At 65.0% G+C, this 15,131-nt stretch carries 13 protein-coding genes; 2 read left to right on the forward strand and 11 right to left on the reverse strand.

Features of this window, described 5'->3' with window-relative positions:
* Positions 1 to 508: 508 nt before the first annotated feature.
* Positions 509 to 658: a hypothetical protein gene (locus HX881_RS02465; RefSeq protein WP_158683262.1), complete on the reverse strand. Its 150-nt coding sequence runs from the start codon at positions 656 to 658 to the stop codon at positions 509 to 511.
* Between HX881_RS02465 and HX881_RS02470 the strand changes: the two genes are divergently transcribed.
* Positions 657 to 3,449 (forward strand): ATP-binding protein, encoded by a 2,793-nt coding sequence (locus HX881_RS02470; RefSeq protein WP_177082561.1) that lies wholly within the window; start codon positions 657 to 659, stop codon positions 3,447 to 3,449. The two genes, HX881_RS02465 and HX881_RS02470, sit on opposite strands and share 2 nt — an antisense overlap.
* A gap of 299 nt (positions 3,450 to 3,748) precedes the next feature.
* The gene (locus tag HX881_RS02475) at positions 3,749 to 7,315 is read left to right on the forward strand and encodes a hypothetical protein (RefSeq protein ID WP_177082563.1); all 3,567 of its coding nucleotides are present in this window, start codon (positions 3,749 to 3,751) and stop codon (positions 7,313 to 7,315) included.
* A 165-nt stretch (positions 7,316 to 7,480) separates the two neighbouring features.
* Here the strand turns inward: HX881_RS02475 and HX881_RS02480 are convergent, their stop codons facing one another.
* From HX881_RS02480 to sctJ, 10 genes are read right to left on the reverse strand one after another with little or no spacing between them, the layout of a single operon-like run.
* A complete protein-coding gene (locus HX881_RS02480; RefSeq protein WP_017128404.1) occupies positions 7,481 to 8,527 on the reverse strand; it encodes an EscU/YscU/HrcU family type III secretion system export apparatus switch protein in 1,047 nt (348 codons plus the stop codon).
* Positions 8,524 to 9,339: a type III secretion system export apparatus subunit SctT gene (gene sctT / locus HX881_RS02485; protein WP_017128405.1), complete on the reverse strand. Its 816-nt coding sequence runs from the start codon at positions 9,337 to 9,339 to the stop codon at positions 8,524 to 8,526. The genes HX881_RS02480 and sctT overlap by 4 nt, the downstream gene beginning before the upstream one ends.
* 5 nt (positions 9,340 to 9,344) lie before the next feature.
* Entirely contained in the window at positions 9,345 to 9,614 is a 270-nt protein-coding gene (gene sctS, locus HX881_RS02490; protein ID WP_017128406.1) for a type III secretion system export apparatus subunit SctS, read from the reverse strand.
* Positions 9,615 to 9,617: 3 nt separating this feature from the next.
* Positions 9,618 to 10,274: a type III secretion system export apparatus subunit SctR gene (sctR, locus tag HX881_RS02495; RefSeq protein WP_017128407.1), complete on the reverse strand. Its 657-nt coding sequence runs from the start codon at positions 10,272 to 10,274 to the stop codon at positions 9,618 to 9,620.
* Positions 10,271 to 11,323: a type III secretion system cytoplasmic ring protein SctQ gene (sctQ, locus tag HX881_RS02500; protein ID WP_177082565.1), complete on the reverse strand. Its 1,053-nt coding sequence runs from the start codon at positions 11,321 to 11,323 to the stop codon at positions 10,271 to 10,273. The genes sctR and sctQ overlap by 4 nt, the downstream gene beginning before the upstream one ends.
* Positions 11,320 to 11,790, reverse strand: a complete 471-nt coding sequence (gene sctO, locus HX881_RS02505) for a type III secretion system stalk subunit SctO (RefSeq protein ID WP_177082567.1) — start codon at positions 11,788 to 11,790, stop codon at positions 11,320 to 11,322. The genes sctQ and sctO overlap by 4 nt, the downstream gene beginning before the upstream one ends.
* Positions 11,787 to 13,124 carry a FliI/YscN family ATPase gene (locus HX881_RS02510; protein ID WP_177082569.1) on the reverse strand — a complete coding sequence of 446 codons (1,338 nt, stop codon included), beginning with the start codon at positions 13,122 to 13,124 and terminating at the stop codon, positions 11,787 to 11,789. The genes sctO and HX881_RS02510 overlap by 4 nt, the downstream gene beginning before the upstream one ends.
* Positions 13,121 to 13,714, reverse strand: coding sequence for a FliH/SctL family protein (locus HX881_RS02515; RefSeq protein ID WP_177082571.1), 594 nt, complete (start codon positions 13,712 to 13,714; stop codon positions 13,121 to 13,123). The genes HX881_RS02510 and HX881_RS02515 overlap by 4 nt, the downstream gene beginning before the upstream one ends.
* Complete coding sequence (locus tag HX881_RS02520) at positions 13,707 to 14,351, reverse strand: type III secretion protein (RefSeq protein ID WP_177082573.1); 645 nt, start codon at positions 14,349 to 14,351, stop codon at positions 13,707 to 13,709. Before HX881_RS02520 ends, HX881_RS02515 begins: the two co-directional genes overlap by 8 nt.
* Positions 14,348 to 15,130, reverse strand: coding sequence for a type III secretion system inner membrane ring lipoprotein SctJ (gene sctJ / locus HX881_RS02525; RefSeq protein ID WP_177082575.1), 783 nt, complete (start codon positions 15,128 to 15,130; stop codon positions 14,348 to 14,350). The genes HX881_RS02520 and sctJ overlap by 4 nt, the downstream gene beginning before the upstream one ends.
* Position 15,131 lies beyond the last annotated feature (1 nt).

Consider the following 15,131-nt stretch of genomic DNA (forward strand, 5'->3'; position numbering starts at 1 on the left):
ATATTCAACGCTTCACACCCGTGAAACTATTACTTTAAATTTCATATTGTTACTTTTTTGATACATGTTTTTACGCAATGGCACACAACCTGCTTTCTTCCAACCCAAACAAAAAACTCCGTTGCAAGCCCTCGGCCGACTGCTTCAGCAGAACTGGAAAAGCCGATTGATTGTGCGGAACGAAGGTGTTGATCATGACTCCTAATGGTCCAACATCTCACGGCGATCCCGTTGTTGCCACCCTGGCACTGCCCCGGCAAAGGTCGAAAACCGGCCTCGACGAACTGGATCCGCCCATGGAGGGTAAGACGATGAGCACACTGATTCCAGTAATACGCCACCTGTCCGTTTCCTTGTTGCAGCCGCCCGCCTCTCGCAGGTTTGTGGCCTCTCCACCCCGCCTGCCGCGCCGATCCTGCGGCAACGATTCGCCCTCGTCGGGCCGTCCGCCCGTCTAGCCGATCGATCCGCCTCAGCGGCTCCATGCGCCTGCGTAGCATGAACACATTCATATAAATGAAGCCTGCTGAGCTGACTCTTGGGCGTGTCCTGCGCCCTGTACACCATGCCAAGTACCAACAAAGGCAAGCGCCTGATTGCCGAAAAACTCAATAAACGGTGCCCACATGAAGTTGAGCAACAGCAGCCCTGTAAACATGGACGTCATTCCCCTCAGCCACGTGCAACAGCAAGGAGCGATCTGTTTCGGTCCCTTCACCTTGCTGGCGCGACAGCATCTGCTGTTGAAAGATGGCGAGCCGGTCACCCTGGGCAGCCGGGCCCTGGCCTTGCTGATCGCCATGGTCGAGCGAGCGGGAGAGTTGCTGGAGAAGACCGAACTGATCGCGTTCGCCTGGCCGAAGATGGTCGTCGAGGAATGCAACCTGCGAGCACAGATCGTCGCCCTGCGGCGCGCCCTCGGCGATGACGGCAACTTCGGCTATATCTCGACGGTGCCGGGCCGCGGGTATCGGTTTGTCGCGCCCATTACCCAATATGGCGGCAGCCGGCACACCGGCGTCGACGACAGTCCCGCAGTGGTCGAAGCGAAATCGGAAGTGAAATCCGAACTGCCCGGGTTGATGACGCCGGTCATCGGTCGCGACGAGATGATCCGCGAGCTCTGCGCCCAGGTGGTCAGCCGGCGTTTCGTGACCCTGACCGGCCCCGGCGGCATCGGCAAGACCACCGTCGCCCTGGCCGTAGCCAATGCCCTGGCCGACGAGTTCCCCCAGGGCAGCTGCTTCATCGACCTGGCGCCGGTGACCGCGCCGCACCTGATTCCCGGCATGCTGGCCTCGGCCCTGCACCTCAACGCGATGGCCGAGGACCCGCTGCAGGGCGTGGTCAGTGCCCTGAACAGCAGTCGCCTGTTGCTGGTCTTCGACAACTGCGAGCACGTCCTGGAAACCGTTGCCGGGCTGATCGAACTGCTGTTGCGTCAGGCGCCCCACTGCTGCGTGCTGACCACCAGCCGCGAGCCCCTGCGGGCTACCGGGGAATCGGTGCAGGTTCTCGACTCGCTGCCGCTGCCGGCGCCGGACAGCGACCTGGATGCCGCGCAGGCCCTGGCCTACCCGGCGATCCAGCTGTTTGTCGAGCGGGTCCAGGCCCACGATCCCGGCTTCGTCCTCAACGATGCCGACGTCGCGGCGGTGTGCGCCATCTGCCGCAAACTCGACAGCAGCCCGCTGGCGATCGAGATCGCCGCCGCGCGGGTCCGGGCCTTTGGCATCCCGGACCTGGTGAACCTGCTCGACGGCAGTTTCCGCCTGCTGATGACCGGCCGCCGCACCGCCATGCCCCGCCACCGCAGCCTCAGTGCCGCGCTGGACTGGACCTATTCGATTCTCAGCGCGGCCGAACAAGGCATGTTGCGGCAACTGGCCGTGTTTACCGGCGCCTTCACCCTCGCGGCGGTGCGGGCGGTGATCGGCCAGCAAGGACTGGAAGCGCACAACGCCCTGCCGCTGCTGGAAAGCCTGATGGACAAATCCCTGCTCAGTGCTCGCGAAGATGAAGCCGTCAAGCGTTACCGCCTGCTGGAAACCACCCGGGTCTATGCGCTGGAGAAGCTTGCCGAACATGACGAGGCCGGGCAGGTGCACAAGCGCCACGCGCTCTTTACCCGGCAACTGCTGGCCGAGGCCGGGCAGAAGCTCGATAGCCTTTCGCCCGCCGCCTGGATTGCCCTGTACGGTCCGGAAATCAACGCGTTGCGCAGTGCCCTCGATTGGGCCCACGGCGCCGCCGAGCACCTGCTGGCCGTTGAAATCACGCTGGTGGCGGTGCCCCTGTGGTTGCGCCTGGGCCTGCTCAATGAGTGTCGGGTCCAGGTCGAGCGCGGCCTGGCAGAAAACGCCGGGGCCGACGACCTGGCGATTCGTCGCCGGATGCAACTGATGACCGCGCTGGCCACCGTGCTGATGCTCACCTACGGCGCCGGCGAACCGGTGCGCGAGGCCTGGCGGCGGGTCCGCGAGGACGCCCTGGTCCTCGGCGACACCGAGCACAAGCTCAAGGCCCTGTGGGGATTGTGGTCCGATCGCTGCGCCGCCAACCAGTACCGCGAGGCGCTGGAACTGGCGGAACGCTACAACCTGCTGGCGGAACAGGAGCGGGTCGTCGACTATCCGTTGCTGGGCAAGCGCATGCGCGCCACGGCGTTGTTCTACATGGCCGACCTGCCCGGTGCGCGGCAGAATATCGACGAGGCGATCAGTGCGCCCTGCGCCTCGCATTCGGACGTCATCGAAGCGCACTTCGACCAGCGCATCGCCGCTTATTGCCTGAAGGCCAACGTCTCGCTGCTCGAGGGCCAGGTCGACGAGGCGTTGTTCACCATCGACAGCAATGTCGAAAAGGCCTTGAAACTCAATCATCCGGCGACGCTCTGGTACACCCTCTGCATGAGCACCCTGCCGATTGCCCTGCTGACCGACAACCTGCCCAGCGCCGCCTGCTACCTGAGCCTGCTGCAGGACAGCACGACCCAGCACGACCTGCATATCTGGCGGCTGTTCGGCGACTGTTTCGAAAGCGTCCTGCTGATTCGCCAGGACCACCCGGAACGCGGTGTGCGCCAGCTCGGCGAAGCACTGCGCTTGCTGCGCCTGCAGGCGGACAGCCCGTTGTTCAGCTTTTTCCAGGGCGAATACGCCCTTGGCCTGGCTGCCATCGGCCTGGGCAACGCCGGGCTCGAAGTGCTGGAGGAAACCCTGCAACTGACCCAGGGTCGTCACGAGCGCTGGTATCTGCCGGAACTGCTGCGGCTCAAGGCCCGCCTGTGCGCGGCGCAGAACAGCGCCACCGCCAACGCCCTGGCCCATTCGTTGCTGTACCAGGCGCTCGCCGAGGCGACCCGGCAGGGCGCGCGGTTCTGGATCGCGCGGATCAATCTCGACCTGGCGCAACTCGACGAACCGCGTCTGCGCCTGGCCAATTACTGAGGCCTGGCCTCAAGGGCCCTTTCGCGGGCAAGCCACCACGGATCTCCCTTCATCCGCCCTGCGCCCAGGGTTTCTTGACAGACGTATTTCACAGCCGTGAAACGTTGTGAGAAGTTGCCAAGAAACCCGCCCGCCGGCCCCTCCAGCACCTACCATCGCCGAAGCAGCACGCCTGCGCCCAGGAGCAGCAACCCCGCGGACTACCGCCAGGCCCTGCCGTGGGCCGACTGTGCGCCCCCGACCAGAAGCCCCCTTCTGGAACGCCAACTGCCTCGGACCTCTCTAGCACGGACTTCGCCATGATCAAACTCGACAAGCCCTCGACGGTTCCCGCCGAATCCTCCTCAAGAACCCCCAGTGTCTTCGACAGCCTGGTCGACAAGGTCAAGAACCTGGCACGCAACGCCGGCGAGGCCCCGGACGAAGGTCCGCAGAAGCACTTCAAAGTCCTCGCCGCCGACCACAAGCCGGCGCCGGGCAAACCGGCCACGGAAAAGCTCAGTGACGAACAGGCCAAACAGTACACGGACATTACCGCCCTGCCCGAGCCCCTGGATTTCAGCAAACTGAAGATCGTTTCCGAGGACGCCACGGCCGGGGTGATCTACTTCGAACATGAGGGCAACAAGTACAGGATCAGCCAGTCCGCCGCGGCAGAGGCCCAGGGCGGCTACGACATCACCGACAACCTGCGTTTCGGCCATGCCGTCACCGAACGCCCCGGCCAGGGCCCGGACCACGGCACCCAGCTCTACGACTTCCTGCACACCGTCAACGCCGCCCAGGGCACACCGGCCTACAAGGCCATCGCCGAAAGCTTCTCCGATCCCGACAAGCAACTACTGCGCAAGGACGAGGCCGGGATCGGCTTCGACGCGATCGAAGCGGTGGAGCCCGCTGCCGAGGGCGTCCTGGAGGTCACCCTCAAGGACGGCCGGGTGCAGGTAGTGGCCGAAGGCATCACCCCCGATGCCTTCGAGACCTACACCGCCATCGGCAAGGTCAAGGACACCCTGGCCGAAGGCAAGGCCAAGGGCTACGAGGAAATCAGCAGCCTGCCGGGCGACTTCAAGGGCGACCACTTGAAGGTCGACTCCCAGGACCCCGAGACCGGCGTGATCTTCTTCGAGGATGCCGGGCACAAGTACATGATGAGCGGCGCGGCGAACCCGGCCGACTACAACCTGCTGCACGGCCTGGCCGCCACCGAAGGCACGCCGGCCGGCGACCTGATCAAGGGCGCGCTGGCCGATCCGAACCAGGGGCTGGTGCGTGAAGACGGCGACGCCGCGAAGCTCACCGATATCAAGACAGTGGAAAGTCCGGCGGACGGCGTACTCAAGGTCACCCTCAACGATGACAAGGTCGTCACCGTCAGCAAGGACATCACCCCCACCCGCTTTACCCAGTACAGCGAGAAAGGCCAGACCCTGGCCGGTATCGAGAAGGCCAGGGGCGACGGCTACACCCTCGCCGGCCCCGACGACTACCTGCCGTCCACCGAGGACATCATGAGCGTCGGCGGTGCCGGTGATTACGGTCCCGGGCTGATCGCCTTCACCTACCACAAGCCCGGCGCCGACGAGCAGAAGATCGTCGTATCCCAGGAAAGCAACCCGCAGATGTTCGACCAGATCTCGGGCTATCGCGACGATATCGCCGCACAGACCACCGATATCGACAAGTTGCGCACCGACCATGGCCTGCCGCCGCTCAAGGACGTCACCGTCGACGGCCTGGCAACCACCGAGAAAGGCGACGACGGCAACCCGCTGTCGGTGCAGGACCTGACCATGAAGAGCCTGGTGGACGACTACCGGGCCGGCATGAAAGACGGCAGCATCGGCAAGGACGACCCTCGCGCCAAGTTCATCCGTGCGCTGGATGCCAAGAACATGGCCGACAACGGCATGTCGATCATTCCCGAACATGGCTTCGGCAACTTCGGCAATGCCCAGGACGCCATCGGTGTCACCTCCCGCGACGTGCGCGAGAATATTTTCGACGTCAAGGCCATCGACGAACAGATCGCCACCCTGCTCACCGACCAGGGCATCCAGGCCGACCTCAAGTCCCATCACGACGCGGCCCTGGGCAAGGTCGACGGTGGCCAGGCCAAGGTCGACGAAACCCGCCAGAAGCTGATCGACAGCACCTCGTCGGAGAACTTCATCAACTACATCGCCGACCTGCAGAAGGACGGCAAGACGGAACTGGCCGGCGAGGAAATCCGTTCGGCCTACCAGGGCCTGGCGGACATCGATCCGGCCAGGGCCGATCAGTTCCTCAAGGACCTGCAGGTCGACAGTTATACCCTGGAAATCGACAAGCTGATGAAGGACCCCAGCCTGATTTCCGACGAGGCCACGGCACAGGCGACCCGCGACGTCGCGCTGACCACCATCGGCGTGCTCAAGACCACCGGCGTGGATATCCCGCGCAACGGCCTCAACACCTACGAGAAGTTCGTCCAGGAAGTCCTGCTCAAGGACAAGGACTCGGCCCGTGATTTCGGCAAGGCGGCCACCGAGCTGGGGGACATCTGGCAGAAGAACGGCAAGATCACCACCGAGGACATCAGCAAGGTGGTCGACAACTCGCCGATGGACGCGACGAAGAAGTCGGCCTTTCGCGAACACCTGGGCACCCTCAACAGTGCCGGCATCCTCGGCTCCATCGGCGGCACCATCAGCGGCGCCCGCGCAGTCTACCAACTGATCAAGGGCGATACCCTGGGCGCCACGCCGCAACAGCGGCTGGCGATAGCCGGTGACTTCATCGGTTTCCTCGGTACCGGCAGCCATTTCGCCAAGCTCGGCGGCAACATCTACGACAAGCTCACGGGCACCGAAGCCAGCCAGATGCTCGGCCTGGACAAGTCCCTGCCGGATATCTGGAAACCCAAGACCAGCGATGTTCCGGGCATCGACGGCACCACCAGTGCCCTGACCCCGGAACAGAAGGCCGCGGCGGCCGAGAAGCTCAAGGATCACCTCAAGCGCGAGGACATCCAGTCGAAGATCTTCGACACCATCGACAATTCGATGCTCGATGGCGACGCCAAGAATGCCGGCAAGGCGCTGAACAAGGGGGCTGGGCTGTTCAGCGACGACAATATCGACAAGGTCAGGGACGGCATTATCAGCGGCGTGGAGAAGCGCGGCATCAATATCAAGGAGCCGGCACGCTGGCAGCGTATCGCCGGCAGCGCGATCAAGATCATCGGGGCCACGGCGGACGTGGTCGGCAGCGTGCTCGGCATTACCAGCGGGGCCCTGACCATTCGCGACGGCGTGCGCGAGAAGGACGATATCAAGATCGCCCAGGGCGCCCTCGGCGTGGCCGGCGGTGTCAGTGGCCTGGTGGGTTCGATTGCCGGGGTGACCGGTCTGTTCGGCACGGTCGGGCGGGTGATCGGCGGGCTCGGGCCGGCCGGTTTCCTGTTCAGCGGCGCGCTGTCGCTGGTGGGGGTGATCCTCGGTTCGATCAAGGAACACAAGCTGCACAAGCTGTCGATGCAGAACTGGGACCAGATCAAGGACTTCAAGGATGACGGCCTGCTCAAGCCTGGCGGCGACGATGCCTATGTCTGGTTGCAGACTTACCTGTCGGACTGGGGCCAGCGCGATGCGCCGACCAACCAGAGCGTGTTCGATTTCCGTGGAGAAGAATGGGCCCATCACTCGACGATCAAGGACAAGCCCTATCACCCGGACTATATCGGCGATGGCAACAACCGGCGCTCGGAGGACTTCAAGTACTCGACCCGCGACTCGGAGTGGATCGATGACGATCACAAGGTGATCTGGCGGACCACCGACGGCTATGGCACCTATCACGATGTCGACAAGCCGCTGGGGAGCTGATTCAGGTCGGTGATGTGTAGTAGTGATTTGCAGTGAGGCTGATGGCCTCTTCGCTGGCAAGCCAGCTCCCACAAGGTGTGTGTCGTACGCAAAAATCCTGTTCGACACGGCCTCTGTGGGAGCTGGCTTGCCAGCGAAGGCGGCATCAGCTCCCCCGCCGACCTCTCAGATCAGACGTGCATTCACCAGCAACAGCGCCACGGCCTGGAAGGTGTTCTCCGGAATCGGCTCGCCGACCACCGAGCGCCGGGCAATCGCTGCAGCCAACTCCACATCCACGGCCTGGGGAATATTCAACAGGCTCGCCTCCTCCAGCATCTGTGCCGCCTCCTCCGGCGCGGCCCGTGCCACCACCACCGGTACCGGCGTCTCGCCGCGGACATAACGCACGCCCACCAGCCAGCCATCGCCGGTGCCGATCATCAATGACGCCTGCCCCAGCCCCAGCTTGCCGGCCATGGCCTGCATTTCCTGGCGCTGGCGCCGCCGCTCGCCCTTGATCAGCGGGTCGCCGTCGACATCCTTGCGCTCGCGCTTGCTTTCGCTCTTGGTCATCTTCATGTCGCGACCGAACAACCAGCGCTGCATCATCACGTCTACCGCGCCCATCACCAGGTAGGTGGCGACCACGGTGAACACCAGCGGCTTGAGCATCAGGTAGAACGTGGCCTCGATACAGCCGGCGCCACAGCGCGAGGAATCCATCAGCGCCTGCAAGGCATGCCGCCCGACCACGTAGAACGCCAGCCCCAGCAGGCCGACCTTGACCAGCGCCTTGAGGAACTCCACCAGGTTGCGCACCGCGAACACCCGCTTGAAACCCTCCGCCGGGTTGATGCGCTTGAAATCCGGCTTCAACGGCTCGACCGAGAAGATGAAGCCGCGCATGGTCACCACGTTGGTCAGCACCACCGCCCCCACCGTCACCGCCACCAGCGGCAGGGTCACCGACAGCCACAGCTGTTGCGCGGTATCGAGCAGGCGCGGCCAGACGGTATTGAACGGTTCGATGTAGACCTGGGTGGTCAGGTCGATCAACGCGGTGACCTGGCCCTGGACCCGGGCAATGGTCGCCGAGATATACAGCGAGGCGCAGAGAATCACCATCGCCGAGACCAGGTCCTGACTCTTGGCGACCTGGCCTTTCTTGCGCGCGTCCTGGAGTTTCTTGTCCGAGGCCGGTTGCGACTTCTCCTCGCTGGTCTCGCTCATGGCGTCACTCCGCTCAAGGTCTTGAGTACCTCGAAAGCCCCCCGGAACTCCGCCAGCTGATCGAGCATCAGCGGAATCAGGAAGCTGATGTAGATGACCATCAGCACCGAGAACACCAGGTTCTTCACCGACAACGCCAGGTCGAAGATATGCAGGTTCGGCGCCATCCGCGAAAGGAACGCCAGCATCATGTCGGCCACCAGCAGGGAAATCACCAGCGGCGAGATCATCATCACGCCGATCCGCATCACCTGGTCGAGGATCGACAGCACCGCCAGCAGCGCCTGACTGGCGAACAGCGGCGTGAAGGCGGTCACCGGCCACAACTGATAGCTGTGGTAGTAACCGTCGACCATCAGAATAAAGCCGCCGGACATGAAGAACAGGGTGATCATCATCACCGTCAGCAAGGTCGCCATCACGCTGGCCTCGCCCACCGAGAGCGGGTCCACCAACTGGGCCATGGTCGAGCCGCGCTGCAGGTCGATCAGCTCGCCGGCGACCTCGGCGGCCCAGAACGGGATACCGAACAGCAGGCCGATGGTCAGGCCGATCAGCAATTCCTTGAGCATCAGGCCCACCAGGAACAGGCTGCCATGTTCGCCCATGGAGGTCAGGGCCTCGAACGCCGGCAGGAACATCGGGATCGAGATCGCCACGGCGACACAGCCACGGATCATGCCCGTCAGGCCCAGGCGGTTGAACGCCGGGGTGATCAGCACCAGTCCGGTGGCCCGGCATACCGCCAGGGCCGCCGAGGTGATCACCGGGTAAGCGACTTCGACAAAGGCACTGGCAAGGTTGGCTTCCATGCCGCTCACCGGGTCCAGAGCGGGAAGTTGTCCAACACCTGGTTGCCCAGCTCCATCACCTGCCCGGCCAGCAACGGCCCGACAAACACGATCACCAGCAACACCGCCACCAGCTTGACCACCTGGGGCAAGGTCTGGTCCTGGATCTGGGTCAGTGCCTGGAACAGCCCGACACTCAGGCCGATGATGATCGCCACCCCGAGTGCCGGTGCCGACAGCAGCAACACGGTCATCAATGCCTGTTTCATCAGGCCGAGAAATACGTCCTGGCCCATGGGTCAGCTCCCGTAACTGAGGATCAGGCCGTGCATCAGGCGTGACCAACCGCTCAATGCGACGAACAGGAAGATTTTCAGCGGAATCGAGATCAGCGTTGGCGAAACCATCGACATGCCCATGGCCATCAGCACATTGGCCACCAGCAGGTCCACCACCAGGAACGGGATATACAACAGGAAGCCGATCTCGAAGGCGCGGGTCAGCTCGGAGCTGACAAAGGCCGGAATCAGCACCACCAGGTCGTCGTCGCGCAATTGCTCACGGGCCTCCGGCGACCATATGGTCTCGGTGGCCTGGACGAAGAAACCGCGTTCCTGGACATTGGCGAACCGCGCCAGGTGCGCCTGTAGCGGCGGCCGCAGGGCATCGCCGAGGGCCTTGACGTCCTCGACGTGCTCCAGGTTGATGCTGTGCCCTTCGACCTGGCGGTACATGTCGCCGATCAGCGGCGTGGTGACGTACACCGAGAGAATCAGGGCGATGCCGTACAGCACCAGGTTCGGCGGCGTCTGCTGCACACCGAGGGCGTTGCGGATCAGGAACAGTACCACCGAGATCTTCATGAAGCCGGTCAGGGTCACCACCGCCAGCGGGATCAGCCCGATGGTAGCGACGACCAGGATGATCTCGATCAGATTGGGCTGGTAGCCGGTCATGGCGTGGCAAAACTCAGGACCCGCACGCCCAGGCCGTCGCCGATGCGCACCAGTTGCCCCTGGCCCAGCTTGCGGCCGTTGACCAGCAGTTCGACGCCGTCCTGCAATTGCGGGGTCAGCAACAGCAGGCTGCCGGCACCCAGTTCGCGCAACTGCGCCAGCGACACCTCGACGCTGCCGGCCTGGCACACCAGTTTCAGGGGCAGGTCGTCCAGTTGACTGTCCAGGCTGGCATTGCTGTCGACATCACTCATTGCATTCTCCATGTCAGGGGGCACCGGTTGCGGCGCTTCGATCAAACAGAAATGGCTGCCGTCACTGCGGCCACGGGCTTGCAGGCGTTCGGCCAGGGTCAGGCGCAACTGGTCGGCCGGGAGGTAGTCGAGCATCACCACGTCGCCCGGACGCAGGCTGCGCAGATCACTCAGGCTCAAGGGCGCATGGCCGGCTTCGATACGGCCGTCCAGGCGCAGTTGGGGCAGCGGGTCGGCCTGCTTCGGCAGGTGTTCCTCCAGCAGCGAGGCGACCCAGTGCGCGGAAATCGGGGTCATTTCCAGGACCACCGGAAAAGCCGGGGCATCGCCCAGGCGAATGCTAACCGTCAGGCTCACGACAAAATTCGGGTGCTGCGGCAAACGCGAGCGCACGGCGACCTGAAGCGTCTTGCGCAGCCGTGCCTCGAGCGGCTCGATCAGCTCCAGCAGGGCCATTTCCGTCAACAGGGTCAGGGCCAGCGGGTCGAGGCTGCTGGTCGGGGCCTGGCCCAGCAGATCGCCGAGCAGGCTGTCGAGGGGCTGGGCCGGCACCAGCAGGCGCAGCGGCTCCTGCCCCAGGGTCAACAGCACTTCCCTGCTGCCCTGCAGGGCGCCGCCGGGGCTGGCCCACTCCACCGCCAGCGCCTGGCCGGCCAGCTCACCAACCCAGGGCCGACGCCGCTGATGCAGGCGATTGTTGAGCTTGACCAGCACCGGGTCGACCGCTTCCAGGCTGTCGACCAGGGGTTTGACCGGACGGGCCTCGGGCCAGGGTCCGGGCTCCTTGCAAGTCATGAACCGGAGCCCACGGCAGGCCGCGCCAGATCCGACTCTTCACGGGTTTCGCGGGTACCGCGCTCGACCCGTTCGCGACGTTCCACCAGGCTCTGCCAGGCCTCGGACTGACGCTGGCGCATCAGGCGCTCGCGCTGGCAGGCATCGCGCTGCAGTTCTTCGACCTGCAGCTTCTGCGACACCTCGCCGACCTGCTCTTCCAGCACATCCTGGCCCTCGGCCAGATCCTGCAGCCGGGCCTGGGCGGCCTGCCAGCTGGCCACCGACAGGCCACCTTCGAGCGAGGCATAGATCGCTTCGGCTTCGCGGGCGATGGATTCGCGGTGCTCGCGCAAGCGTTCCCTGGCCTGGTCGCGTTCGCTGCCGGTTTCCCGGACCCGTTGCTGCTGGGCCACCAGGGCGGTGGCGGCGCGTTGTTCACGCAGGACCCGAAGGCTCTGCAGACTCTGCAAGGTTTTGGTTTTCATGACAGTACCTGGTGCAGGCGATGAAGGGTTTCGGCCTGACTGCTGGGTTCGTGGGGGCCCTGACGCAGGAAGTCCTCGATGTCCGCGTGCCGGGCAATCGCTTCATCCGCCAGGGGGTCGCTGCCGCTGGCGTATTCGCCGATGCGGATCAACATTTCGATTTCGGCATGACGGGCCATCAGTTCGCGGACCCGCATCGCCAGGCGACGGTGTTCTTCACTCGCCACCTGCTCCATCAGGCGGCTGCGGCTGCGCAGTACATCCACCGCCGGGAAGTAGTTGCGTTGCGCCAGCTCGGCACTCAGGACAATGTGGCCGTCGAGGATCGAGCGGGCCTCTTCGGCCACCGGGTCGGTGGCCGCATCGCCTTCGGTGAGCACCGTGTACAGCGCCGTGATGCTGCCGCGCGGCGCCGGTCCGGCGCGCTCGAGCAGGCGCGGCAAGGTGGAAAAGAACGATGGCGGATAGCCCCGGCGGGTCGGCGGTTCGCCCACCGCCAGGCCGATTTCGCGCTGGGCCCGGGCAAAACGGGTCAGGCTGTCCATCAGCAACAGGACATTGCGCCCCTGGTCACGGTGATACTCGGCCAGGGCCGTGGCGACGAACGCCGCGCGGACCCGTTCGGCCGCCGGCCGGTCGGACGTCGCCACCACCGCCACGGTCCGCGCCCGGGCCTTGGCATCGAGTTGCACGTCGAGCAACTCGCGGACCTCGCGACCGCGTTCGCCGATCAGGCCGATCACGATCACATCGGCCTCGCTGTTGCGAATGATGCTGGCCAGCAGCGAGGACTTGCCCACTCCCGGCTCGCCGAAAATGCCGATGCGCTGGCCCTGGGCCAGGGTCAGCAAACCATCGATCGAGCGCACGCCAAGGAACATCGGCCGCACGATCAGTTGCCGGGTAAACGGCGCAGGCGGCTCGGCGTGCAACGGGTAGGTCTCGAACAGGCCGCCGGGCAACTCGCCCTCGGCATCGAGGAAGTCGCCCATGGGACTGATGACCCGGCCCAGTTGGCCATCGCCGACCACCACGCCGAGGGATTCGCCGGTGGCGGTGATTTCGGTATGGGTCGACAGGCCTTCCATCGAGCCGATCGGCGACAGGATCGCTTCGTCATCATCGAAACCGATGACTTCCGCCGCCAGGCTGCGGCCGCTGCCGGGATCGCGCAGTCGACACAGTTCACCGATGCGCACCCCGGCGACACTGGCCCGCAGCAGCACCCCGCGAATACTGCGGATGGTGCCCTTGACCGGTCGTGGACGGGCAGCGGGCAGGCGCGATTGCAGACGCGGCAACAGGTTGTCGAGGGCCACGCCCGGGCTGCTCATGAGCGGACCTCTTCGGCCTGGGGCAACAGGCCCCGGCGCAAGCCGGCCAGTTGCGCGTCAAGGTCCAGTTCCACCGAGCCGACCGGACTGCTCAGCCGCGCCTGATGGGCCGCCAGTTGCTCATCGGCCTCCACGGTCACGCCCGGCGTCGGCAGCGGGTCGGCCGCCAGGGCCTGGCGCACTCCGTCGAGATGGACGCGCGGCACGTACAGGGTCAGCGCCTGGTCCTGGCGAAAGGCGCCCATGGCCTTGCGGGTACAGCGCAGGATGCGTTCGCCAGCGTCCATTTCGTCCATCACTTCACGGGCAATGTTCAACGCCAGGTCGGCCAATGCGCTTTCCAATCCGTTGAGGTAGGCATCGACCTGTCGGGCGGTGTCCTGAAGCAGAAGCGCCGCCTGTTGCGCCCCTTCCCGCTCGGCGCTGGCGAAGCCTTCGGCCCGGGCTTCGGCCAGCCACTGCTGGCTGTCGTTGCGGATCGCCAGGGCTTCCTCGCGGGCGGCTTCGAGAAAGGCGAAGCCATCGCGCCAGGCATCGGCTTCGCTGGCTCGCAGGATGCGCCCGCCCGGGCGGCTCGGCAGTTCACTCATCGCGGCTCTCCTTGTCGGGGTCTTCTTCGGCGGACAGCAGTGCGGCCGCGCCGCGCACGATTTCGATATCCCGGCTCAGGCGTGCCTGGTCGAACCGCGGGCTGTCCAGGCGCAGGCTCAACCAGCCCTTGAGCGATTCGGGTTGCAGGTGCAGCCAGGCGGCGACGCAGGTCTGGCCGTCACGCTCGATGGCTGCCACCAGCTCGGCGGGGTCGCGCAGCAGGTCGGCGGCACCGGCCAGGGCCGGCAGGCTCAGGGCCTGGGCGAACACTTCGGCGCCGAGGCGCTGGTGCAATTCGCCGAGCACTTCGCCGCGAATTTCCCGGCGCAGGGTCGCGCCATGCCAGATCGCCCCGCAGAGCCTGCTCAGGCGGGAAAACGCCAGGGGACTCAGGAGCAATACCGGCAGGTCCGCAGGGTCGGGCTCCGGCACTTCGGCCCAGGGCGACAATTCGAAACGCTCGCGCAGCAGGCGCAGCAGCCGGCCCTCGAAACGCGAGAGGTTGCGCAGGGCCTCCAGTTGCCCGGCCGGAACCGCACCTGAGAAACACTCGGCCAGGCTGTCAGGGCCGATGAAGGTCAGCGGGCGCGCCGTCAATCGCTGCCAGCGTTCGAGCAGATCCGAAGACGAATTCATGGGTTTTCCTTCAGCGGGTACAAGGCGACCGCGCCGCGTTGCTGACGCAGACGCCACAACAGCACGGCGGCCAGCCCGGCAATCGCCAGCAGCAATCCGCCGAACAGCAGCCAGGCCCAGGCAAGGTTGTCGGCGACGATCCACAGGCCCATGAAACGCGCCAGTGGCGGCTGTCCCTGGCCCTTGCCGGGCACGGCGGCAGCCTTGATCGCGGTTACCGAGACACCGTCATAGCTCAGCCCGGAAATGCCGTTCGCCACCAGGGTCTTGATCTGCGGAATCAGCGGATCGATAGCCACGCCGGGGTCGTAACGCACCAGCACCGAGGCCGATGAAGGTGAAATCACCCGTTTGAGCAGGTCGTTGTCCGGCAGCACCACATGCACCCGGGCCGAAAGAATGCCGTCGATCTGCGACACCGAGTGCGACAGTTCCTCGCTCAGGGCATAGACCATCTGCGCCCGCTCCTGGACCGGCGACGACACCAGGCCGTTGCCCTTGAACACCTCGCCCATGTTGGAGAAGTTCTGCTGCGGCAGGCCGGCGGCATCGAGCAGCGCCATGGCCTGGGCGAAGCGATCCTTGGCCACCACCACGGTGAGGCGGCCGTCATCCTGGACCTTGCGGCTGGCCGGGACGCCGTCGCGCAGCAGCACCGCGACCATCGCGTTGGCCTCGCGCTCGCCGAGGTTGCTGTAGAGGTCCATGTCACAGGCCTGGAGCAGGCAGGCGGTGACCAGGACGATGACGAAGCGCGACATGCGCTGGGCTCTGGACATC

Source organism: Pseudomonas gingeri, assembly GCF_013386115.1.
In the GTDB taxonomy this organism is placed as follows: Bacteria; Pseudomonadota; Gammaproteobacteria; order Pseudomonadales; family Pseudomonadaceae; genus Aquipseudomonas; species Aquipseudomonas gingeri.